The sequence below is a fragment of the Pseudomonas sp. MWU16-30322 genome, from assembly GCF_020515535.1.
In the GTDB taxonomy this organism is placed as follows: Bacteria; Pseudomonadota; Gammaproteobacteria; order Pseudomonadales; family Pseudomonadaceae; genus Aquipseudomonas; species Aquipseudomonas fluorescens_H.
The window spans coordinates 295,826-317,586 of sequence record NZ_JAIWYL010000008.1; the positions used below are offsets into that span (position 1 = coordinate 295,826).

The 21,761-nt window shown below is 60.9% G+C and carries 18 protein-coding genes; 10 read left to right on the top strand and 8 right to left on the bottom strand.

Annotated features, from left to right (window positions below; all coding sequences use genetic code 11):
- Positions 1–61 precede the first annotated feature (61 nt).
- Positions 62–769, bottom strand: a complete 708-nt coding sequence (locus LCH64_RS18605) for a 3'-5' exonuclease (protein WP_226500955.1) — start codon at positions 767–769, stop codon at positions 62–64.
- Positions 766–2,700, bottom strand: a complete 1,935-nt coding sequence (locus LCH64_RS18610; RefSeq protein ID WP_315975171.1) for a DUF294 nucleotidyltransferase-like domain-containing protein — start codon at positions 2,698–2,700, stop codon at positions 766–768. Before LCH64_RS18610 ends, LCH64_RS18605 begins: the two co-directional genes overlap by 4 nt.
- 259 nt (positions 2,701–2,959) lie before the next feature.
- Here LCH64_RS18610 and LCH64_RS18615 point away from each other — a divergent pair, with 259 nt between their 5' ends.
- On the top strand, positions 2,960–3,406 hold the full coding sequence (locus tag LCH64_RS18615; protein ID WP_226500956.1) for a response regulator: 447 nt from the start codon (positions 2,960–2,962) through the stop codon (positions 3,404–3,406).
- Positions 3,407–3,612: 206 nt separating this feature from the next.
- Here the strand turns inward: LCH64_RS18615 and LCH64_RS18620 are convergent, their stop codons facing one another.
- Positions 3,613–5,790, bottom strand: a complete 2,178-nt coding sequence (locus LCH64_RS18620) for a malate synthase G (protein ID WP_226500957.1) — start codon at positions 5,788–5,790, stop codon at positions 3,613–3,615.
- 606 nt (positions 5,791–6,396) lie between these two features.
- On the opposite strand from LCH64_RS18620, the gene LCH64_RS18625 reads away from it, so the two are divergent.
- On the top strand, positions 6,397–6,915 hold the full coding sequence (locus LCH64_RS18625; protein WP_003228919.1) for a glycine cleavage system protein R: 519 nt from the start codon (positions 6,397–6,399) through the stop codon (positions 6,913–6,915).
- A gap of 222 nt (positions 6,916–7,137) precedes the next feature.
- Here the strand turns inward: LCH64_RS18625 and rarD are convergent, their stop codons facing one another.
- The 5 genes from rarD to LCH64_RS18650 all read right to left on the bottom strand — a co-directional run bounded on the left by rarD (position 7,138) and on the right by LCH64_RS18650 (position 13,062).
- Positions 7,138–8,025: an EamA family transporter RarD gene (gene rarD, locus LCH64_RS18630; RefSeq protein ID WP_226500958.1), complete on the bottom strand. Its 888-nt coding sequence runs from the start codon at positions 8,023–8,025 to the stop codon at positions 7,138–7,140.
- Between the two features lie 193 nt (positions 8,026–8,218).
- Positions 8,219–9,193 carry a serine/threonine protein kinase gene (locus tag LCH64_RS18635; protein WP_226500959.1) on the bottom strand — a complete coding sequence of 325 codons (975 nt, stop codon included), beginning with the start codon at positions 9,191–9,193 and terminating at the stop codon, positions 8,219–8,221.
- Between the two features lie 209 nt (positions 9,194–9,402).
- Complete coding sequence (locus LCH64_RS18640; RefSeq protein ID WP_226500960.1) at positions 9,403–11,304, bottom strand: PhoX family phosphatase; 1,902 nt, start codon at positions 11,302–11,304, stop codon at positions 9,403–9,405.
- A 71-nt stretch (positions 11,305–11,375) separates the two neighbouring features.
- On the bottom strand, positions 11,376–12,140 hold the full coding sequence (locus tag LCH64_RS18645) for a TOBE domain-containing protein (RefSeq protein WP_226500961.1): 765 nt from the start codon (positions 12,138–12,140) through the stop codon (positions 11,376–11,378).
- Positions 12,141–12,327: 187 nt separating this feature from the next.
- The gene (locus tag LCH64_RS18650; RefSeq protein WP_226500962.1) at positions 12,328–13,062 is read right to left on the bottom strand and encodes a ComF family protein; all 735 of its coding nucleotides are present in this window, start codon (positions 13,060–13,062) and stop codon (positions 12,328–12,330) included.
- A 91-nt stretch (positions 13,063–13,153) separates the two neighbouring features.
- Here LCH64_RS18650 and bioB point away from each other — a divergent pair, with 91 nt between their 5' ends.
- The 8 genes from bioB to LCH64_RS18690 all read left to right on the top strand — a co-directional run bounded on the left by bioB (position 13,154) and on the right by LCH64_RS18690 (position 21,710).
- Entirely contained in the window at positions 13,154–14,209 is a 1,056-nt protein-coding gene (gene bioB, locus LCH64_RS18655) for a biotin synthase BioB (RefSeq protein ID WP_103486447.1), read from the top strand.
- Positions 14,210–14,355: 146 nt separating this feature from the next.
- The gene (gene bioF, locus LCH64_RS18660; protein WP_226500963.1) at positions 14,356–15,534 is read left to right on the top strand and encodes an 8-amino-7-oxononanoate synthase; all 1,179 of its coding nucleotides are present in this window, start codon (positions 14,356–14,358) and stop codon (positions 15,532–15,534) included.
- Positions 15,527–16,258: an alpha/beta fold hydrolase gene (locus LCH64_RS18665; RefSeq protein WP_226500964.1), complete on the top strand. Its 732-nt coding sequence runs from the start codon at positions 15,527–15,529 to the stop codon at positions 16,256–16,258. Before bioF ends, LCH64_RS18665 begins: the two co-directional genes overlap by 8 nt.
- Positions 16,251–17,063 carry a malonyl-ACP O-methyltransferase BioC gene (gene bioC / locus LCH64_RS18670; protein WP_003228902.1) on the top strand — a complete coding sequence of 271 codons (813 nt, stop codon included), beginning with the start codon at positions 16,251–16,253 and terminating at the stop codon, positions 17,061–17,063. Before LCH64_RS18665 ends, bioC begins: the two co-directional genes overlap by 8 nt.
- Complete coding sequence (gene bioD / locus LCH64_RS18675; protein WP_003228900.1) at positions 17,060–17,740, top strand: dethiobiotin synthase; 681 nt, start codon at positions 17,060–17,062, stop codon at positions 17,738–17,740. Before bioC ends, bioD begins: the two co-directional genes overlap by 4 nt.
- A gap of 108 nt (positions 17,741–17,848) precedes the next feature.
- Positions 17,849–18,145: a hypothetical protein gene (locus tag LCH64_RS18680; protein ID WP_003228898.1), complete on the top strand. Its 297-nt coding sequence runs from the start codon at positions 17,849–17,851 to the stop codon at positions 18,143–18,145.
- A gap of 276 nt (positions 18,146–18,421) precedes the next feature.
- The gene (locus LCH64_RS18685; protein ID WP_226500965.1) at positions 18,422–20,227 is read left to right on the top strand and encodes a phenylacyl-CoA dehydrogenase; all 1,806 of its coding nucleotides are present in this window, start codon (positions 18,422–18,424) and stop codon (positions 20,225–20,227) included.
- A gap of 193 nt (positions 20,228–20,420) precedes the next feature.
- Positions 20,421–21,710, top strand: a complete 1,290-nt coding sequence (locus LCH64_RS18690; RefSeq protein WP_003228895.1) for a GGDEF domain-containing protein — start codon at positions 20,421–20,423, stop codon at positions 21,708–21,710.
- Positions 21,711–21,761: the final 51 nt, after the last annotated feature.

Sequence of the window (21,761 nt, forward strand, 5' to 3'; positions counted from 1 at the left end):
GAATGCGTTCCAGGGTGGGAGCGGGCTTGCTCGCGAAGGGGCCGGAACAGGCGCAGAAAATCTACAAGGAAGGCGCCTGCTGTCGGCGCTTCCACTGACTCAAGCGCTGCTGCAGATTCAGCGGACTATGAATCTGCTGCTGTCGCGCGCGGCTGAACAGAATCAACGCCAGCTCTGCCGTGGCCAGCGCATCGGCACTCGCGTTGTGCCGCTCGAACACCTCCAGCCTGAACCAGTCGATCCATTCGTCCAGCCCGGCCTCGCGGATATTCGCCTGCGGACACAGCAGCGGCGCCATGTCCGCGACATCCAGAAACACATTCTGCAGCTTGTAACCCAGGTGTTCCCGCAGCGCGCGCCCAAGCATGTGCTGATCGAAGGGCGCATGAAACGCCAGCACCGGGCTGTTACCGATAAATTCCATAAGCTCCAGCAACGCCTCGGCCGGGTCGCTGCCGGCGGCAATCGCGTTCGGCCCCAGGCCATGGATCAACACGCTCGGGCTGAGCTTCAGCTCCCGACATTGCAGAGTGCGCTCGAACTGCTGACTGAAGTCGATCGCGCCGTCTTCGATGACCACCGCGCCGATCGACAGCACGCGATCCTTGTTCAGGTTCAGCCCGGTGGTTTCCAGATCGAGCACCACCCAGCGCTGTTCACGCAGGCTGCATTCTTTCAGTTCGCTGATCGCCGGCAGTTTTGCCAGACGTTGTTGCAGGTCTACCGACAGCAGAGGGCTGGCCGGCCGCAGCCACGAGAACAGGCTCATAGCTGATACCGCAGGGCCAGGCTGCTCTGCAGGCGCTGCGCCTGGCGCAGGGATTCACGCAGGATGCGTCGGTCCAGATGATTGAGGCTGTCGGGATCGACCCGGTTCGACCACGGCAGATTTTCCCGCGTCTGAATCTGGTGTTGCTGCATGCGCGTCTGCTGAATGAAGTGGTAGGCCTCTTCATACGCGGCGCCGTCGAGACGTTCGATCACCTCTTTTTCAACCAGTTGGCGCAAGCGTTCGAGGGTGTTGTTGGTTTCGATGCCATTGGCCAGTGCCAACAGGCGTGCGCCGTCGACGAAGGGCGTCAGGCCCTGAACCTTGAGATCAAGGGTGGCTTTCTCGCCGTTTTTGCGCGCCAGCACAAACTCGCGGAAACGCCCCACCGGCGGACGATTGCGCAGGGCGTTCTCGGCCAGCATGCGCTGGAACAAACGGTTGTCGCCGACCTGATCGAGAATCCCCCGGCGCAGTTGCGCGCAGCCTTTCTCGTCGCCCCAGACCACCCGCAGGTCGAAGTAAATGCTCGAACCGAGCAGGTTCTCCGGCGTCGCCTCGCGGATGAACGCCGCAAAGCGCCGCGCCCATTCTGCTCGCGACAGACACAGCTCAGGGTTGCCGGCCATGATGTTGCCCTTGCACAGACTGAAGCCGCACTGCGCCAGGCTCTGGTTGATCTGCTGGGCGATTGGCAGCAGCTTGCCGCGAATCTCCGCCGCATGTGCCGCGTCCCGCGCTTCGAACAGAATGCCGTTGTCCTGATCGGTGTGCAGCGTCTGTTCGCGCCGGCCTTCGCTGCCGAAGCACAGCCAACTGAACGGCACGCCGGGGTCGCCTTTTTCGGCGAGGGTCAGTTCGATCACCCGGCACACGGTGTGGTCGTTGAGCAGGGTGATGATGTGGGTGATCTGCGTCGAAGACGCACCGTGGGCGAGCATGCGTTCGACCAGTTGGCCGATCTCGCCGCGCAGGCTCACCAGTTGCTCGATGCGCTGGGCACTGCGGATGGTCCGGGCCAGGTGCACCAGGTCGACCCGTTGCAGCGAGAACAGGTCGCGCTCGGAAACCACGCCACACAGACGCTGATCCTTGACCAGACAAACGTGGGCGATGTGCCGTTCGGTCATGGCAATCGCCGCGTCGAATGCGCTGTGATCGGGCGACAGAAAGAACGGCGAACAGGTCATGTGCCGCTCGATGGTCTCGCTGAAATCACCGCTGCCATTGGCGACCACTTCGCGCAGATCGCGCAGGGTGAAAATCCCCAGCGGCGCCTTGTGTTCATCCACCGCGACGATGCTGCCGACCTGTTGCTCGTGCATCAGCTTCACCGCTTCGCGCAGTGGCGTGTCCAGGCTGCACGTCACCGGATGGCGCATCGCCAATTCGCCGAGGCGGGTGTTCAGCGAGTACTGGGTGCCGAGGGTTTCCACGGCTTTCTGCTGGACTTGCTGGTTGACCTGATCGAGCAGGCTGCTGACCCCGCGCAAAGCGAAATCGCGGAAGCTGTTGGACAGGGCGAACAGTTTGATGAACGCCGGTTTGTTCAGTTGCAGGCAGAAGGTGTCTTCGCTGGCCAGATGCTCGGTGCGGGTCGCCCGTTCGCCAATCAGCGCGGCCAGCGGGAAGCATTCCCCGGTGGTGATCTCGAAGGTGGTTTCGGTGCCGGGCCGGGTGATGTGCTGGCGTTCGCCGACCACGCGACCCTGTTTGACGATGTAGAAATATTCGACCGGCCCGTCGGCGGGTTTGATGATGCTCTCGCCCTGGCCATAGAAACGCAGCTGACATTGTTCCACCAGATAAGCCAAGTGCGCGTGTTCCATCTGATTGAAGGGCGGGAAGCGCTGAAGGAATTGCAGGGTGCCCTGAATGTTCTGCAACACCGCGGTTTTCCCTGCCTGGGTGAAGGCGTCCGCTTTACTCATAACCATTACCGCAGTCTTTTTTGAATTGTTGTTGTCGGATCGTTGCAGCCATGGTCGGCCCCTGCGCGCGGGGTGCCCATTGGACGTAAGTCTAGGTTTGCGCTGCCGTTCGGCACATTTGGGAAGTGCCCTACAAAAACAGTCGGAAATTCTCCCGCCAGCCTCTTGGAAAAAAATCCGACGAAGTGCACATTGAAGCTCTGCTTAGCGATGTCTGACGACTGTGCCAGGTGACTGAATTGAAAACGTAGAGAATCCCATGTCCGACCACGATATTTTGAGCGACGCCGAGCGTGAAGCGCTCAGTGCTGTAATGCTCGAACCCGATCTGCCGCCGCAGCGTGTACTGATCGTCGATGACGACAAGGACGCCCGGGAGCTTTTGTCGGAGATACTCGCGTTGGATGGCATTCATTGCATGACCGCCGCCAGCGGTGAAACCGCGCTGAAGATGCTCGCGGAAAAGCCCTCGATTGGATTGGTGATCACTGATCTGCGCATGGGCCACGTCGGTGGGCTGGATCTGATTCGGCAGGTGCGTGAGTCGGAGCGGGCGGCGTTGCCGATCATCATTGTTTCCGGCGATGCCGATGTGAAGGACGCGATTGCCGCGATGCACCTGAGCGTGGTGGATTTTCTGCTCAAGCCGATTGATACGGCGAAGTTGCTGGGTCTGGTCAAACACGAATTGGGCATCGAACCCTGACTCTCAAGCGACACCGCCCCCCCCTGTGGGAGCGGGCTTGCTCGCGAATGCGCAGTAACATTCAACACCTGTGGTGACTGTCCCACCGCCTTCGCGAGCAAGCCCGCTCCCACAATGGATCATCAGTGGTTGTTAGATTTTAGCGGCCAACAAAAAAGCCCTGATCGCAAGATCAGGGCTTTTTCATGTCCGGCATTGAGCGCTAGTTACAGGCCGTTGGCCTTCTTGAACTCGCGACGACGACGGTGCAGTACCGGCTCGGTGTAGCCGTTCGGCTGTTTGGTGCCTTCGATCACCAGTTCGACCGCCGCCTGGAAGGCGATGTTGCTGTCGAAGTTCGGTGCCAGCGGACGGTACAGCGGGTCGTTCGCGTTCTGACGGTCGACCACCGGCGCCATGCGCTTGAGGCTTTCCATCACTTGCGCTTCGGTGACGATACCGTGGCGCAGCCAGTTGGCGATGTGCTGGCTGGAGATCCGCAGCGTTGCACGGTCTTCCATCAGGCCGACGTCATTGATGTCCGGCACCTTCGAGCAACCCACGCCCTGGTCGATCCAGCGCACCACGTAACCGAGAATGCCCTGGGCGTTGTTGTCCAGTTCGTTCTTGATCTGCTCCGGCGTCCAGCTTGGGTTGACCGCCAGCGGAATGGTCAGGATGTCGTCCACCGAAGCACGGGCACGCTTGGCCAGTTCGGCCTGACGGGCGAACACGTCAACCTTGTGGTAATGCAGCGCGTGCAGCGCAGCCGCGGTCGGCGATGGCACCCAGGCGGTGTTGGCACCGGCCAGCGGGTGAGCGATTTTCTGTTCGAGCATCGCCGCCATCAGATCGGGCATCGCCCACATGCCTTTACCGATTTGTGCACGACCTTGCAGGCCGGTGCTCAGACCGATATCGACGTTCCAGTTCTCGTAGGCGCCGATCCACTTCTCGGCCTTCATGTCAGCCTTGCGCACCATCGGGCCGGCTTCCATGGAGGTGTGGATTTCGTCGCCGGTACGGTCGAGGAAACCAGTGTTGATGAACACCACGCGCTCGCTGGCAGCCTTGATGCAGGCCTTGAGGTTGACCGTGGTGCGGCGCTCCTCATCCATGATCCCGACTTTCAGGGTGTTGCGCTTGAGGCCCAGCACATCTTCGATGCGACCGAACAACTCGTTGGTGAACGCCGCTTCTTCCGGGCCGTGCATCTTCGGTTTGACGATGTAGACCGAGCCGGTGCGGGTGTTCTTGCGCGAGGTGTTGCCGTTGAGGTTGTGCATCGCCGCCAGGCACGTCACCAGACCGTCGAGGATGCCTTCCGGCACTTCGTTGCCGTCCTTGTCCAGGATGGCGTCGATGGTCATCAGGTGACCGACGTTACGCACGAACAGCAGCGAGCGACCGTGCAGGGTCAGTTCACTGCCATCGACCCTGGTGTAGGTGCGATCCGGGTTCATGGTGCGGGTGAAGGTCTGGCCGCCCTTGGCGACTTCTTCGGACAGGTCGCCCTTCATCAGGCCGAGCCAGTTGCGGTAGATCACCACTTTGTCGTCGGCATCGACGGCGGCCACGGAGTCTTCGCAGTCCATGATGGTGGTCAGTGCCGCTTCCATCAGGATGTCTTTGACGCCGGCGGCATCGGTCTGGCCGACCGGGGTGCTGGCGTCGATCTGGATTTCGAAATGCAGGCCGTGGTTCTTCAGCAGGATCGCGATCGGGGCATTGGCATCGCCCTGGAAGCCGATCAGCTGTGCATCGTTGCGCAGGCCGGTGTTGCTGCCGCCCTTGAGGGTGACCAGCAGTTTGCCGTCAACGATTTTGTAAGCCGTCGAATCGACGTGGGAGCCAGCGGCCAGGGGAGCCGCTTCGTCGAGGAACGCACGGGCGAAGGCGATGACTTTGTCGCCACGCACCTTGTTGTAGCCTTTGCCTTTTTCCGCGCCACCGTCTTCGCTGATCGCGTCGGTGCCGTAGAGGGCGTCGTACAGCGAACCCCAGCGGGCGTTCGAGGCGTTGAGGGCGAAGCGGGCGTTCATCACCGGCACCACGAGTTGCGGGCCGGCGGTACGGGCGATTTCATCATCGACATTTTGCGTCGTTGCCTGGAAATCAGCCGCTTCTGGCAGCAGATAACCGATTTCTTGCAGGAAGGCTTTGTAAGCCACGGCGTCGTGCGCCTGGCCGGCATGTTCCTGGAGCCAGGCATCAAGGCGAGCCTGGAAGTCATCGCGTTTGGCGAGTAGGGCTTTGTTCTTCGGCGCCAGGTCATGAATGACCTTGTCGGCACCTTCCCAGAATTTTTCGGCGGTGAGGCCGGTACCGGGAATGGCTTCGTTGTTCACGAAGTCGAACAGGACTTTGGCGACCTGCAGGCCACCGACTTGAACGTGTTCAGTCATTGCTTGCCTCACTCTGCTCAGCTATTTCGCTTTTCAGCTCTTCAATTTGACAATGAAGCCTCTGGCCATTTAAACCACAAACCTTCCGACCAGTACATGCCATTGCTGGCGGCTGGGCTGGGACCAATCAACGGCTTGGGGGCCTTGCTGACGGGGCTTTCAAGGTTGCGAACGTGCCTTGGGCAGACATCGATCCAGCGTTATGTAGTGCGCGCCGAGGCATACTACATGATGCGTTGCGCTTGTGAAAATCAGACTAATTACGTCGTTCTGCGACCTCATGACGCATTGCGGTCACGTCGCGGAACGGGATGTTCTCAAAAAACCATCGGATTGTTCCAGCTAAATATAAAAAGTTGTACACATAAATCCTGTGCGGCTTCCATTCAGCGTCGCTGAGCCTGCATTTGTGGCGAGGGAGCTTGCTCCCGCTCGGGTGCAAAGCACCCGCAAAAGCTATTACTGACTGGAGAGGGCGTCCTGCGGCCGCCAGCGGGAGCAAGCTCCCTCGCCACAGGTGTTGTTCAGTTGAGCATGGCGGCTGAATGTCGGTGCTTGCCTATACTTGCCTTTCTATAACAAAAGTCATGACAAGAGGGCGGCGCCATGGACCATCTCGTACTCACTGTGTTTGCCCCGGACAAGCCCGGGCAGGTCGAGCGCATCGCCCAATGCATCGCCGAGCACGGCGGCAACTGGCTGGAAAGCCGCATGTCACGGATGGCCGGGCAGTTCGCCGGGATTTTGCGGGTGGGCGTACCGGCGGAGGCTTACGACGAATTAGTCGATGCCTTACAAGCACTGGCGGCACAGGGCATTCGCGTGCTGATCGCCGAGAGTGGCATCGAGCAGTCCTGCACCTGGAAACCGATCGCCATGGAGCTGGTGGGCAATGACCGCCCGGGCATCGTGCGCGACATCACCCGGTTGCTCAGCGAGCAGGGGGTGAACCTCGAACGGCTGGTGACCGAAGTGCGCCCGGCACCGATGAGCAGCGAGCCGCTGTTCCACGCCGAAGCGATTCTGGCGGTGCCGCTGACCCTGTCGCTGGACGTGCTGCAATCGCGGCTGGAAACCCTGGCCGATGATCTGATGGTCGAACTGGTGTTACGCACAGACCTTTAAGCGCCGCCGGGTTATCCAGTTTTAACGTGCACCTGCCTGTGGGTAACCTGTAGAGACCGGGCGCAACCCCGCGTCAGCCGTGGCTTGCCGGGAACTGATCAAAAAACCGCCAGCATTCAGTGACTTGCGCACAAACGGCGGGGATCACGCTGTGGATAACCTTGGGAAGGAACGTTGCAGGCCACGAGAACCGTGGCCTGCGAAGCTTTGTGCGTTTTTTGATCAGCTGCGCCGGCGCAAACTGATCACTGCATCGACGCTGTAAACGGCCAGACCGGCCCAGATGAAGATGAACGCGATCAGCGTGCTCGACGACAAATGCTCACCAAACAGCAGCACCGCCTGCAGCAGTACCAGCGTTGGTGCCAGGTATTGCAGGAAGCCGATGGTGGTGTAGGGCAAGTGCCGGGTAGCGGCGTTGAAGCACACCAGCGGCACCAGCGTGACCGGGCCGGCAGCCACCAGCCACCAGGCTTGGGAGGTGGCCCAGAACGCCGGTTGTGCGCTGGTCGCGGTCTGGTTGAACAGCAACCAGGCGAAGGCGATCGGCACCAGCATCCACGTTTCCACCACCAGCCCCGGCAAGGCCTTGACCGGCGCCTGTTTGCGGATCAAACCGTAAAAGCCGAAGGTCAGTGCCAGCACCAGCGAGACCCACGGCAGACTGCCGACCTGCCACACCTGCTGCGCCACGCCGATGGCCGCCAGGCCCACCGCGACCCACTGCATGCGCCGCAGACGTTCGCCGAGAATCAGCATCCCCAGCAGCACGTTGACCAGCGGGTTGATGTAGTAACCGAGGCTCGCCTCGAGCATGCGTCCGTTGTTTACCGACCACACATAGGTCAGCCAGTTGGCCGCAATCAAGGTGCCACTCAAGGCCAGAATCGCCAGGCGTTTCGGGTTGTCGAGCAACTCACGCAACCAGCCCGGATGCTTCCACACCATCAGCAGCAAGGCGCCGAACAGTGCCGACCACAGCACGCGGTGAATGATGATCTCGACAGCGGGGACTTCAGCGATGGCTTTGAAGTAGATCGGGAACAGGCCCCAGATGATGTAGGCACTCAGGCCCAGAATGTACCCGCGACGCGGGTTGGCGGCTTGCATGCAGAATCCTTGCTTAGGCAGCTGACAAAGCAGGGATTGTAAGGAGATTTGTTGGCAAATGAGTTTTGAATTTGTGAATACTGGCCAAATGTGGGAGCGGGCTTGCTCGCGAATGCGGTGTATCAGCAGCAGAATAATTGCCTGACACACCGCCTTCGGGAGCAAGCCCCCTCCCACAAAGGTTTGTGGTGAATCAGAAGAGTTTCAGTGGCTCTTCATTCAGCGCGGACAGTTGTTCGCGCAGCGCCAGCACCTGATCGCCCCAATACCGCTCCGTACCAAACCACGGAAAGCTGTGCGGGAACGCCGGGTCGTCCCAGCGCCGCGCCAGCCAGGCGCTGTAGTGCATCAGGCGCAGGGCGCGCAGCGGTTCGATCAGCGCCAGTTCGCGCGGATCGAAGTCGTGGAATTCGTTGTAGCCGTCCATCAGTTCCGAGAGCTGGCCCAGGCATTCCTGACGGTCGCCGGCGAGCATCATCCAGATGTCCTGCACGGCCGGGCCCATGCGGCAGTCGTCGAGGTCGACGATGTGGAACATTTCATCGCGGCACATCATGTTGCCGGGGTGGCAGTCGCCGTGCATGCGGATGTTCTGGTGCGGCGTGGCGGCGTAGACGTCTTCGACCCGCTTGAGCAGGTCGCGGGCCACTGACTCGTAGGCCGGCAGCAGGCTCTTGGGGATGAAGTTGCCTTCAAGCAACGTCGCCAGCGAGGCATGGCCGAAGTTCTGTACGCCCAGTGCTTCACGGTGTTCGAACGGCTTGGTCGCGCCGACCGCATGAATACGCCCGAGCAACTGGCCGAGACGATACAACTGATCGAGATTGCCCGGCTCCGGCGCACGGCCGCCGCGACGCGGAAACAGGGTGAAACGGAAACCCGCGTGTTCGTGCAGGGTCTGGCCGTTGTGGATCAGCGGCGCCACCACCGGGATTTCGACGTCGGCCAGTTCGAAGGTGAACTGGTGTTCTTCGAGGATGGCTTCGTTGGTCCAGCGTTGCGGACGGTAGAACTTGGCGATCAGCGGTTCGGAGTCTTCGATACCGACCTGATAGACGCGGTTCTCATAGCTGTTGAGCGCGAGAATGCGCGCATCACTGGGAAACCCGATGCTTTCAACGGCATCGAGTACAAGGTCGGGGGTAAGGGTTTCAAACGGGTGGGCCATGCTGACTCCTGCGCGCAGCAGGCTGCCGCGTCCGGCCCAGCATGGTAGCGCAGACTGTGGAGGTTGAGGGTTTTGCCTTGAATAGTGGGCTGCCTGGAAGGGCCTCTTCGGGAGCAAGCCCCCTCCCACAGTGGATCTCCGGTGTGCCGACCATCTCATGCACTCAGCCGATCCAATGTGGGAGCGGGCTTGCTCGCGAAAGCGGTTTATCAGGCGCCGACGATCCCGCCATCCTCACGAGTAATCGCCATCACCGAAGACCGTGGCTTGCCATTCGGCAGATGCTCGGGGAAGGTCGAACCGCCGTTTTCGCCCGGGTGCTGAATCCCGACAAACAGGGTTTTCTGATCCGGCGAGAAGCTGATCCCGGTGACTTCGCAACCAATCGGCCCGACCATGAACCGGCGAATCTCGCCGGTCTTGGGATCGGCACAGAGCATCTGGTTGTTGCCCATCCCGGCGAAGTCGCCGGCGTTGCTCGAGTCGCCGTCAGTCAGAATCCACAAGCGCCCGGCCTTGTCGAAGCCCAGACCGTCCGGGCTGTTGAACATGTTCTGCGGGGTGATGTTCGACGAGCCGCCCTTCGGCGTGCCGGCATGCACACCCGGATTGCCGGCGACCACAAACAGGTCCCAGGCGAAGGTCTTCGCCGCGTGATCGTCGCGGTCGGTGCGCCAGCGCAGGATCTGCCCGTAGACGTTCTTCGCGCGCGGGTTCGGCCCGCCCACCGGCTGCCCGTCTTCGCCGCGCTTGGCGTTGTTGGTCAGGGTGCAATAAACCTGGCCGTCCTTCGGGCTGACCACGATCCACTCCGGGCGGTCCATACGCGTGGCGCCGACCACACTGGCGGCGAGGCGGGCGTGGATCAGCACTTCGGCCTGATCGGCGAAACCGCTGCTGGCGTCGATGCCGTTCTTGCCGTGGGTCAGTTCGATCCACTGGCCCTGGCCCTTCGGGTGATCCGGGTTGCCGTCACCGGCGTCGAACTTGGCCACATACAGCGTGCCGTGGTCGAGAATGTCGCGGTTGGCTTTCGGGTTGCGATGGTTGATGCGATCGCGGCTGACGAACTTGTAGATGAACTCGCCGCGTTCGTCGTCGCCCATGTACACCACGGCGCGACCGTCATCGGTCTCGGCGAGGGCGGCGTTTTCATGCTTGAAGCGACCCAGCGCCGTACGCTTGACCGGGGTCGATTGCGGATCGAACGGATCGATCTCGACCACCCAGCCGTGACGGTTGAGTTCGTTGGGGTTCTTCGCCATGTCGAAACGCGGGTCGAACGGGTGCCAGTTGATTTCGCGACTGGCGGCCGACACGCCGTAGCGCTTTTGTGCCGGGTCGAACTGCTGCTGCGCGTTGCTGCTGCCGAAGCAATCGGTGAAGTTTTCTTCGCAGGTCAGGTAGGTGCCCCACGGCGTCTTGCCGTTGGCGCAGTTCTGGAAGGTGCCGAGGACTTTTTTGCCGTGCTTGTCGGCGGCCGTCTTCATCAGCTCATGACCGGCCGCCGGCCCGCTGATGCGCAGCGGCGAGTTGCCATGGATGCGACGGTTGTAGCGCGAGCCCTGGACGAACTGCCACTGACCATTTTTGCGCTGCACTTCGATCACCGACACCCCTTCGCAGGCCAGCGCCTTGCGCACGTCTTCGGCCGATTGCGGCATGCCGCCGTGCGGGTAGAGGTAGCGGTAGTTGGTGTATTCGTTGTTGATCGCCATCAACGCACGGTTTCGGTCGTCGGGGAATTCGAACAGGCTCATGCCGTCGTTGTTGTCGCCGAACTGCACTTCCTGGGCGGCGGCGGTGCCATTGCCGCTCGGGTCGAACGCCGGGCCGTTCTTGTGCAATGGTTGACCCCAACTGATCAGCACCGAGGACTTGTAGCCCTTGGGCAGGCTGATGACGTCGGTGGTCGCGGCGGGAATGCTCTCGAAACCGAGCAGGCGGCTATTGCCGGCGCTGATGCCGGTGGCCAGCGCGCTACGGCTCAGCAGGTTGCCGCCGAGGAACATGGCGGCGCCGCACAGTGCCCCGGCACTGATGAAACCGCGACGGCTGAGGCCGACCATTTTTTCCAGATCAGTCGATTGGTTTTCTTCTAATAGGCTCACATCAGGCTCCCTGCTTGGTTTTGGCAGCAACCTTAATGGGGGGCGATGAAGCTTTTGTTGCAGAAAGTCCGTTACAGCGGCGTGCCGATCAGCACATTGGACGGCGAAAATTGCACCTGCACTGGTTGCTCGACATTCAGGTTGCGGGTGCGAAGCTGCAGCGGCTCCGCCAGAGCGCAGAGCGTCTGGCCGTTGGGCAAGGTGATGCGCACTTCGCTGGGGCCGTCCTCGGCATCGAGAATGGCTTCAATGGTGCCCTGCAGAAGATTGTGTCCAGATGTTGCAACTTGCTCCGGGGCCAGCAATTCAAGCCAGCCGGCCTTGATCAGTGCCACCACTTCGGTGCCCGGTTGCAGTTCCAGGTGCACGGTGCTGTCGTGGGTGATCTGCGCGTTGATCCACAGGCCTTCGGCCAGTTCGAGGCGAATCAGGTCATTGCGGCCCTGTCCTTCGATGGCGACGACTTTGCCGTGCAACTGGTTGCGCGCGCTGGTGCGCAGCATCAGGCGCCCGAGCAGATCCAGATCGCTGGCGTCTTCGGCGGCTTCGAGCACCTGTGCCTGCAAGGCCTGCAGCTTTTGATAAAGGCGCAACACCCGTTCGCCTTCGCTGGACAGTTTGGCGCCACCGCCGCCCTTGCCACCGACCGCACGTTCCACCAGCGGTTTCTGCGCCAGGTTGTTCAGCTCATCGATTGCATCCCAGGCGGCTTTGTAACTGAGCCCGGCGCTTTTCGCGGCGCGGGTGATCGAGCCCTGTTCGGCAATGTGTTGCAGCAGGGCGATGCGCTGCGGACGGCGGACGATGTGCTGGGACAACAGGGTGGGCAGGGACATTGGTGGGGGCTTTTTCACAGTGGCGGTGGGAAGTGAAGTTGGCGGCTTGCGACGCATCAGTCAAGCCAAACACAGTGCCCTTGTAGGAGTGAGCCTGCTCGCGATGGCGGTGGAACAGTCAGCATCAATGTTGGCAGTGATTGCGCTATCGCGAGCAGGCTCACTCCTACAAGGGATTTTGTCGGTTTCAGCTTCCGGGTTTTGGTGTGCGCGCCAGGCAATACACGTCAACCCGCGCTGCACCGGCATCTTTTAACAGTCGCGCCAGTGCCTGGGCCGTGGCGCCGGTGGTCAGCACGTCATCGATCAATGCGAAGTGCCGACCTTTTACCTTTGCGTCCGGGGCCAGGGCGAAGGCGTGACGCAAGTTGCGCTTGCGTGCCTTGGCGTCGAGATCCTGTTGGGCGCTGGTGTCATGAATCCGCCTTAGAGCCTGTTCCTCAAAAGGCAGATCCAGCTGTTGGCTCAACCATCGCCCCAGCATTGCCGCTTGATTGAACCCACGTTGACGCAGACGTTTGCTGGCCAGTGGCACCGGCACCAACAGGTCGGGTCGCGGCAAACCTTCATCGAAGCGATGTTGCAGGTATTGTCCGGCAACGTCGGCGAGCAGGTGACCAAACGGCCATTTCGCGTTGTGTTTAAAACGCGTAATCAAACTGTCCACCGGGAAGTCATAGCGCCATGGCACCACCACCTGTTCGAACGCCGGCGGCTCTAGCAGGCACCCGCCGCAGGTCATGCCAGCGCTGGGCAGCGGCAAGGCGCAGGTCTGGCATTGGTCGCCGAGCCAAGGCAGATCGGTTTCGCAGGCGACGCAGATTGGCATTTCTGCTTCTGCGGGTTCATCGCACAGCAAGCAGGTCTGTACGTTTTTTAAACAGATGTAAACCTGTTGTTCGTGTAGTGGTTGACAGCGCATGACTCTTCCTTAAATATGCCGAACATCCGTGTCGCGCCTGTGGGTATTCCGTTCCCGCAGCCGCCAGCCAAGCATAACCAAGGAACTGCCCATGAGCGCCAGCACCTCTGCCACCCTGCGTCACGACTGGTCTTTAGCCGAAGTCAAAGCGCTCTTCGTACAGCCATTCAACGACTTGCTGTTCCAGGCGCAGACGGTGCACCGCGCCCATTTCAACGCCAACCGCGTGCAGGTTTCCACGCTGCTGTCGATCAAGACCGGTGCCTGCCCGGAAGATTGCAAGTACTGCCCGCAGTCCGGTCACTACAACACCGGCCTGGAAAAAGAAAAGCTGATGGAAGTGCAGAAAGTCCTCGAAGAGGCTGCCCGCGCCAAAGCCATCGGCTCGACCCGCTTCTGCATGGGGGCTGCGTGGAAGCACCCGTCGGCCAAAGACATGCCGTATGTGCTGAAGATGGTCGAAGGCGTGAAGGCCATGGGCCTGGAAACCTGCATGACCCTCGGTCGTCTCGATCAGGAACAGACCGAGGCGCTGGCCAAGGCTGGCCTCGATTACTACAACCACAACCTCGACACCTCGCCTGAGTTCTACGGCAGCATCATCACCACCCGCACCTACAGCGAACGCTTGCAGACGCTGGCCTACGTGCGTGAGTCGGGGATGAAGATCTGCTCCGGCGGCATTCTCGGCATGGGCGAGTCGCTGGACGACCGCGCCAACCTGCTGATCCAGTTGGCCAATCTGCCGGAGCATCCGGAGTCGGTGCCGATCAACATGCTGGTGAAGGTGGCCGGCACGCCGCTGGAAAACGCCGATGACGTCGATCCGTTCGACTTCATCCGCATGCTCGCCGTGGCGCGCATCCTCATGCCGCAATCCCACGTGCGCCTGTCCGCCGGCCGCGAGGCGATGAATGAGCAAATGCAGGCGTTGGCATTCCTTGCCGGTGCCAACTCGATTTTCTACGGCGACAAACTGCTGACCACCGCCAACCCGCAGGCCGACAAGGACATGCAACTGTTCGCGCGCCTGGGCATTCAACCGGAAGCGCGCGAAGAGCATTCCGACGAGGTGCATCAGGCCGCGATCGAGCAGGCGCTAGTGGAGCAGAAGAGCAGCGAGCAGTTCTATAACGCTGCGGTCTGATCTTCGCTCGAAACGCAAAACCCTGTACGAGTGAGCCTGCTCGCGATAGCGGTCTGACATTCACCAATAATGTCGACTGATACACCGCCATCGCGAGCAGGCTCACTCCTACAGGAGATCTGTGTCACTTGAAAGTCGAGGCCTGCATGTCTTTCGATCTCGCCGCACGCCTTGCTGCCCGCCGTGCCGAAAATCTCTATCGTCAGCGCCCGCTGCTCGAGTCCCCGCAGGGGCCTGAAGTGGTGGTCGACGGCCAGCCGTTGCTGGCGTTCTGTAACAACGATTACCTTGGCCTGGCCAATCATCCGCAGGTGATCGAAGCCTGGCGCGACGGTGCCGAGCGCTGGGGCGTGGGCGGCGGCGCGTCGCATCTGGTGATCGGTCACAGCGGCCCGCATCACGCACTGGAAGAAGCCCTTGCCGATCTCACCGGCCGGCCCCGTGCGTTGCTGTTCACCACCGGCTACATGGCCAACCTCGGTGCGGTCACGGCGCTGGTCGGGCAGGGCGATACGGTGCTGGAAGACCGGCTCAACCATGCGTCGTTGCTGGATGCCGGTCTGTTGTCCGGCGCGCGGTTCAATCGTTACCTGCACAACGACGCCGACAGCCTCGCCAAGCGGCTGGAGAAAGCCACCGGCAATACGCTGGTGGTCACCGATGGTGTATTCAGCATGGATGGCGACCTCGCCGATCTGCCAGCGCTGGCCCGGGAAACCAAGGCCAAAGGCGCGTGGTTGATGGTCGACGATGCCCATGGCTTCGGCCCGCTCGGCGCCAATGGCGGCGGGATCGTCGAGCATTTTGGTCTGAGTCAGGAGGATGTGCCGGTGCTGGTCGGCACCCTTGGCAAAGCGTTCGGTACTGCTGGCGCTTTTGTCGCTGGCAGTGAAGAGCTGATCGAAAGCCTGATCCAGTTCGCCCGGCCCTACATCTACACCACCAGCCAGCCGCCGGCGCTGGCCTGCGCGACCCTGAAAAGTCTGGAATTACTGCGCACCGAGCATTGGCGGCGTGAGCACCTTAACCTGCTGATCCGCCAATTTCGTCGAGGGGCCGAGCAGATCGGTCTGCAACTGATGGACAGCTTCACCCCGATCCAGCCGATTCTGATCGGCGATGCCGGTCGCGCCGTGCGTCTGTCGCAGATGTTGCGCGAGCGCGGCTTGATGGTCACGGCCATCCGTCCGCCTACCGTTCCGGCGGGAAGTGCACGCCTGCGCGTGACCCTGACCGCCGCCCACAGCGAGGCGCAGGTGCAGCTATTGTTAGAAGGACTGGCCGATTGCTTTGCCCAACTCTCGTCGGAGCCAAGCCATGCGTGATCGCCTGATTCTGCTGCCCGGCTGGGGCCTCGGCGTTTCGCCGCTGGAGCCTCTGGCCGCGGCATTGCATGGGCTCGACGAGCACCTGCATGTCGAGATCGAGCCGTTGCCGGAACTCGATTCTTGCGACTTGCAGAATTGGCTCGACGAACTCGATGAACGGATCCCTCAGGACGTGTGGCTGGGCGGTTGGTCGCTCGGCGGCATGCTTGCCGGCGAGTTGGCGGCGCGGCGTGGAGAACATTGCTGCGGGCTGCTGACACTGGCGAGCAATCCTTCGTTTGTCGCCCATGAGCAATGGCCGAGCGCGATGCCCGGCGAGACGTTCGATGCGTTTCTCGCCGGCTGCCAGACCAACCCGCGAATGACCCTCAAGCGTTTCTCGCTGCTGTGTGCCCAAGGCGCGCAAGATCCGCGCGGCTTGTCGCGGCTGATGCTGGGCGGGGCGCCGAATGCAGCCCCCGAGACCTTGATGGCCGGCCTGGAATTGCTCGCACAACTGGATACCCGTGAAGCGTTGCAGGCCTTTCGCGGCCCGCAGTTGCATCTGTTCGCCGGGCAGGACGGCCTGGTGCCGGCAGAAGCAGCAGGGGCGTTGTTCGCGTTGTTGCCGGATATCGAAATTGGTCTGATCGAACAGGCCAGTCATGCATTTCTTCTGGAAGACCCCCATGGCGTGGCGGGTGCGATCCAGGCTTTTCTACACGAGTGCGGTGATGACTGATTTGTCTCTTGTTGCGCTGCCTGGCGGCTTGCCTGACAAGCGCCAGGTCGCGGCGTCTTTCTCACGTGCGGCGGCCAGTTACGACAGTGTTGCCGAGCTGCAGCGTGATGTCGGTTCGCAGTTGCTCGCACGCTTGCCAGCGGGTTTTGTGCCGGCGCGGTGGCTGGATCTGGGCTGCGGCACCGGGTATTTCACTCGCGCAATGGCCGAGCGATTTGTCGAGGGTCATGGTCTGGCACTGGATATCGCCGAGGGCATGCTCAATCACGCCCGTCCTTTGGGTGGTGCGCAGCATTTCATCGCTGGCGATGCGGAACGTCTGCCGTTGCAGGATTCGACCTGTGAGCTGATCTTTTCCAGCCTTGCGGTGCAGTGGTGTGCGGACTTCGAATCGGTGCTCAGTGAGGCTTTTCGCGTACTGAAACCCGGTGGGATTTTTGCGTTTGCTAGTCTTTGTGTAGGGACGTTGTACGAGTTGCGGGACAGCTGGCGGCAGGTCGATGGTCTGGTGCACGTCAACCGCTTCCGCGAGTTCGCCCGGTATGAGCAGTTGTGTGCCGCCAGTGGCTTGCGTACGGTGAGTCTGCAGAATCAGGCGCATGTGCTGCACTACCCGGATGTGCGCAGCCTGACCCATGAACTCAAGGCGCTCGGCGCGCACAATCTGAACCCTGGCCGGCCGGGTGGCTTGACCGGGCGCGCGCGGATTCTCGGCTTGATCGAGGCTTACGAGCAGTTCCGTGAGGCGCAGGGATTGCCGGCGACTTACCAGGTGGTCTACGCCGTTTTGGAGAAACCCTTATGAGCGCAGCCTATTTCATCACCGGGACTGACACCGATGTCGGCAAGACCACCGTGGCTGCCGGGTTGCTGCATGCTGCGCGCTCGGCAGGGCTGAGTACGGCGGCGGGGAAACCGGTTGCTTCGGGCTGCGAGGTCACCCCCAAGGGTTTGCGCAATGCCGATGCGCTGGCGTTGCTGGCTGAATGTTCGGTGCCGCTGACTTATCAACAGGTCAATCCGGTGGCATTCGAGCCAGCGATTGCGCCGCATCTGGCAGCGCGTGAGGCCGGCGTCGCGCTGACCGTGCAATCGTTGCTGGCGCCGATGCGCGAAATTCTGGCGCTGAATGCCGATTTCACGTTGATCGAAGGGGCGGGTGGCTGGCGGGTGCCGTTGGCCGATCAGGACAATCTGTCGGATCTGGCCATCGCGTTGAAGCTGCCGGTGATTCTGGTGGTGGGTGTGCGCCTGGGCTGCATCAGCCATGCGTTGCTGACGGCCGAGGCAATTGCTCGCGATGGCCTGCAACTGGCGGGTTGGGTGGCGAATATCATCGATCCGAAGACGTCGCGGCTGGAGGAGAATCTGGCGACGTTGGCCGAGCGGCTTCCGGCGCCGTGTCTGGGGCGGGTACCGAAACTGAAATCGCTCAGCGCAGAGGCTGTGGCCGATCATCTGCAACTCGATCTGCTGGATTAATGCTTTTGGCTATGACAAGGCACTGTGCCATCAGTATTTTTGACGGGTGTTTTTCTGGCGCCTCTGCTTCAATGACCACCATTGATCCTTCCCAAGGATGAGAGTGCTATGGAAATCTCCGGTAACACAGCTTTTTATGCAGGTTTGAGCACCATTCAAACCGGGCAGAACCGTGTCGACCAGGCCGCGAGCCAGATCGCCAACAACACCATCGAGCGTTCGGTCACCAGCCAGTCTTCGGAGGCTCAGGTCGATCGTCTGCGTGGTATCGACCGCAGTCAGCAAATGGATCCGGGCAGCGCCATGGCCGAGATGGCCCAGGGCAAATTTCAGGTAGAGCTGGGCACCAAGGTCGCCAAGGCTTCCGATGAAATGCTCGGTACGATCATCGATACGTTTGCCTGATTTTTCGCGTCTCCCGCCTGCTGAACGCCGCGCCTTGTCGCGGCGTTTTTCGTTGTAAGTCCTTCTCCCTCAACTAATCTTTTTTTATGGCCCGTGGCGTTGTGCAGTCCATGGCGGTTTGCTGTGTCCGGCGTTTGAAAAAAGTGATGACGAACGGCAAAAGATCGACGCTTGACAAGATTTCGGCGTAAACGTATGTTTCAAACAACTGTTTGACCGTCACAACAAATCAACACGGTCGTTCATTCCCGGTTACATCAGCAGAGGTTTATCGCTATGCCTGACTACAAGGCCCCCTTGCGTGATATTCGCTTCGTTCGTGACGAACTGCTCGGCTACGAAGCGCACTATCAGAGCCTTCCGGCTTGCGCCGACGCAACGCCAGACATGGTTGACGCCATTCTCGAAGAAGGCGCCAAGTTTTGTGAGCAGGTACTGGCACCGCTGAACCGCGTGGGCGACCTCGAAGGCTGCACCTGGAGCGAGTCCGGCGTGAAGACCCCGACTGGCTTCAAAGAAGCCTACAAGCAGTTCGTTGAAGGCGGCTGGCCAAGCCTGGCGCACGACGTTGAGCACGGCGGTCAAGGCCTGCCGGAGTCGCTGGGTCTGGCCGTCAGCGAAATGGTCGGTGAAGCCAACTGGTCGTGGGGCATGTACCCAGGCCTGTCGCACGGCGCGATGAACACCATCTCCGAGCATGGCACCCCTGAGCAGCAAGAAGCCTATTTGACCAAACTGGTTTCCGGCGAGTGGACCGGCACCATGTGCCTGACCGAACCGCACTGCGGCACCGACCTGGGCATGCTGCGCACCAAGGCCGAGCCTCAGGCTGATGGTTCCTACAAAGTTTCCGGCACCAAGATCTTCATCTCGGCCGGTGAACACGACATGGCCGACAACATCGTCCACATCGTATTGGCTCGTCTGCCGGACGCACCGGCTGGCACCAAAGGCATTTCCCTGTTCATCGTTCCAAAGTTCCTGCCGAACGCCGATGGCACCCTCGGTGCGCGCAACGCAGTGAGCTGCGGTTCGCTGGAACACAAGATGGGCATTCACGGCAACGCCACTTGCGTGATGAACTTCGACGGCGCGACCGGTTTCCTGATCGGCCCGGCGAACAAAGGCCTGAACTGCATGTTCACCTTCATGAACACCGCACGTCTGGGTACCGCGCTGCAAGGTCTGGCCCACGCCGAAATCGGCTTCCAGGGTGGCCTTAAATACGCTCGCGATCGTCTGCAAATGCGCTCCCTGACTGGCCCGAAAGCGCCGGAAAAGGCTGCTGACCCGATCATCGTGCACCCTGACGTACGTCGCATGCTGTTGACCATGAAGGCCTTCGCCGAAGGCAATCGCGCGATGGTGTACTTCACTGCCAAGCAGGTCGACATCGTCAAATACGGCGTCGACGAAGAAGAGAAGAAGAAGGCCGACGCTCTGCTGGCGTTCATGACGCCGATCGCCAAAGCGTTCATGACCGAAGTCGGTTTCGAAGCCGCCAACCACGGCGTGCAGATCTACGGTGGCCACGGTTTCATCGCCGAGTGGGGCATGGAGCAGAACGTCCGCGACAGCCGTATTTCGATGCTGTACGAAGGCACCACCGGCATCCAGGCACTCGACCTGCTGGGCCGTAAAGTGCTGATGACCCAAGGCGAGGCTCTGAAAGGCTTCACCAAGATCGTCCACAAGTTCTGCCAGAACAACGAAGGCAACGAAGCCGTCAAAGAGTTCGTTGCACCGCTGGCTGCACTGAACAAGGAATGGGGCGAGCTGACCATGAAGGTCGGTATGGCGGCCATGAAAGATCGCGAAGAAGTCGGTGCGGCCTCCGTGGACTACCTGATGTACTCCGGTTACGCCTGCCTGGCCTACTTCTGGGCCGACATGGCACGTGTGGCGGCCGAGAAGCTGGCAGAAGGCACCGGCGACGCAGCGTTCTACACCGCCAAGCTGCAAACCGCGCGCTTCTACTTCCAGCGCATCCTGCCACGTACCCGTACTCACGTGGCCACCATGCTGTCGGGCGCCAACAACCTGATGGACATGAAAGAAGAAGACTTCGCACTGGGCTACTAAGCCTCAACGCGGTCTGACGAAAACCGCTGCTCCCATGGGGCAGCGGTTTTTTTTTGTTTCTGAATCGCTCAGAAACCCGAGTTTTCTGCCGTTAAAGAGACTGCGTGTGATCTGGATCACATTGTGTGTGCTTAACTGGCCACATTGCAGGCACAATGCCATCTCTTTGATTTGACGGGTCGGAGCTTTACCCTTGCCGCGTTCTTCTGCTGTACGTTTCAGCCATTTCCTACCTTCACTGCTGTTGTTACTTGCGGGGTTGGCGGCTGCGTACGTCAAAGACCTCAACGTATTCTTCACTTCGCTGTTCAACGTGTTGCCGACCCTGGTGCTGCTGTTGGGCGGCGCTTACTGTGCGGTTTACCGACGTCAGCGCGAACTGTTTCTGATGCTCACGGTGTACATCGCCTACTTTTTGCTCGACACCCAGACCGACTATTACCGCGACAATGGCAAAGTGCGCGAAGACGCTGCCGTGGTATTCCACCTTGTCTGTCTGTTGTTGCCGCTGCTGTTCGGGCTGTTCGCCGCGTGGCAGGAACGTACCCATCTGTTTCAGGACATGGTGGCGCGGTTCGCTGTGTTGCTGGCCTTCGGCAGCGTCGCCCTCGGCCTTGAGCAGAGTTATCCCCAGGCTCTGCTCATGTGGCTCTCGGAAATCCGCTGGCCGGCGCTGCATGGCGCCTGGATGAGCCTGATCCAGATGTCCTATCCGGTATTCCTCTCGGCGTTCCTGCTGCTGGCCTGGCAGTACTGGCGCAACCCGCGCCCGCTGCATGCGGCGCAACTGGTCGGCTTGCTCGGTTTGTTCTGGATGCTGCCGAAAACCTTCATCCTGCCATTCACCCTGAACATCATGTGCAGTCAGGTGATGCTGATGGTTGCGGCTGCCGTGGCGCACGAGGCCTATCAAATGGCCTTCCGCGATGAACTCACCGGTCTGCCGGGGCGGCGCGCGCTCAATGAGCGGATGCAGCGCCTGGGGCGCAACTATGTGCTGGCGATGAGCGACGTCGATCACTTCAAGAAATTCAACGACACTCACGGTCACGATGTTGGTGACCAAGTGCTGCGACTGGTCGCCAGCAAACTGTCGAAAATCAGCGGCGGCGGTAGGGCATATCGCTATGGTGGTGAGGAATTCGCCCTGGTGTTTGCGGGCAAAACCCTCGAGGAATGCATGCCGCACCTGGAAGTGATCCGCGAGTCGATTGCCTCCTACAACATCCAGTTGCGCAATCAGGAGAACCGCCCGCAGGACGACCAGCAAGGTCGCCAGCGCCGTAGCGGCAGCGGTGCTTCCAGTGTCTCGGTCACGGTCAGTATTGGCGTTGCCGAACGGGTCGAGCAGCGGACGCCGGAAGAAGTCCTCAAGTCCGCCGACCAGGCGTTGTACAGCGCCAAGGGCGCCGGGCGTAACTGCGTCATGGCGTTCGGACAGAACCGTCGCGGCGCAGTGCGCATGGACAGCGCCGCTGGCTGAATCACGCCACAACCATCACTAAAAAGCCCGCTGATTGCGGGCTTTGTTTTA

Coding starts and splice junctions, on each gene's coding strand:
- LCH64_RS18605 (WP_226500955.1), bottom strand. CDS start 769: ATGAGCCTGTTCTCGTGGCTGCGGCCGGCCAGCCCTCTGCTGTCGGTA.
- LCH64_RS18610 (WP_315975171.1), bottom strand. CDS start 2,700: ATGAGTAAAGCGGACGCCTTCACCCAGGCAGGGAAAACCGCGGTGTTG.
- LCH64_RS18615 (WP_226500956.1), top strand. CDS start 2,960: ATGTCCGACCACGATATTTTGAGCGACGCCGAGCGTGAAGCGCTCAGT.
- LCH64_RS18620 (WP_226500957.1), bottom strand. CDS start 5,790: ATGACTGAACACGTTCAAGTCGGTGGCCTGCAGGTCGCCAAAGTCCTG.
- LCH64_RS18625 (WP_003228919.1), top strand. CDS start 6,397: ATGGACCATCTCGTACTCACTGTGTTTGCCCCGGACAAGCCCGGGCAG.
- rarD (WP_226500958.1), bottom strand. CDS start 8,025: ATGCAAGCCGCCAACCCGCGTCGCGGGTACATTCTGGGCCTGAGTGCC.
- LCH64_RS18635 (WP_226500959.1), bottom strand. CDS start 9,193: ATGGCCCACCCGTTTGAAACCCTTACCCCCGACCTTGTACTCGATGCC.
- LCH64_RS18645 (WP_226500961.1), bottom strand. CDS start 12,140: ATGTCCCTGCCCACCCTGTTGTCCCAGCACATCGTCCGCCGTCCGCAG.
- LCH64_RS18650 (WP_226500962.1), bottom strand. CDS start 13,062: ATGCGCTGTCAACCACTACACGAACAACAGGTTTACATCTGTTTAAAA.
- bioB (WP_103486447.1), top strand. CDS start 13,154: ATGAGCGCCAGCACCTCTGCCACCCTGCGTCACGACTGGTCTTTAGCC.
- bioF (WP_226500963.1), top strand. CDS start 14,356: ATGTCTTTCGATCTCGCCGCACGCCTTGCTGCCCGCCGTGCCGAAAAT.
- LCH64_RS18665 (WP_226500964.1), top strand. CDS start 15,527: ATGCGTGATCGCCTGATTCTGCTGCCCGGCTGGGGCCTCGGCGTTTCG.
- bioC (WP_003228902.1), top strand. CDS start 16,251: ATGACTGATTTGTCTCTTGTTGCGCTGCCTGGCGGCTTGCCTGACAAG.
- bioD (WP_003228900.1), top strand. CDS start 17,060: ATGAGCGCAGCCTATTTCATCACCGGGACTGACACCGATGTCGGCAAG.
- LCH64_RS18680 (WP_003228898.1), top strand. CDS start 17,849: ATGGAAATCTCCGGTAACACAGCTTTTTATGCAGGTTTGAGCACCATT.
- LCH64_RS18685 (WP_226500965.1), top strand. CDS start 18,422: ATGCCTGACTACAAGGCCCCCTTGCGTGATATTCGCTTCGTTCGTGAC.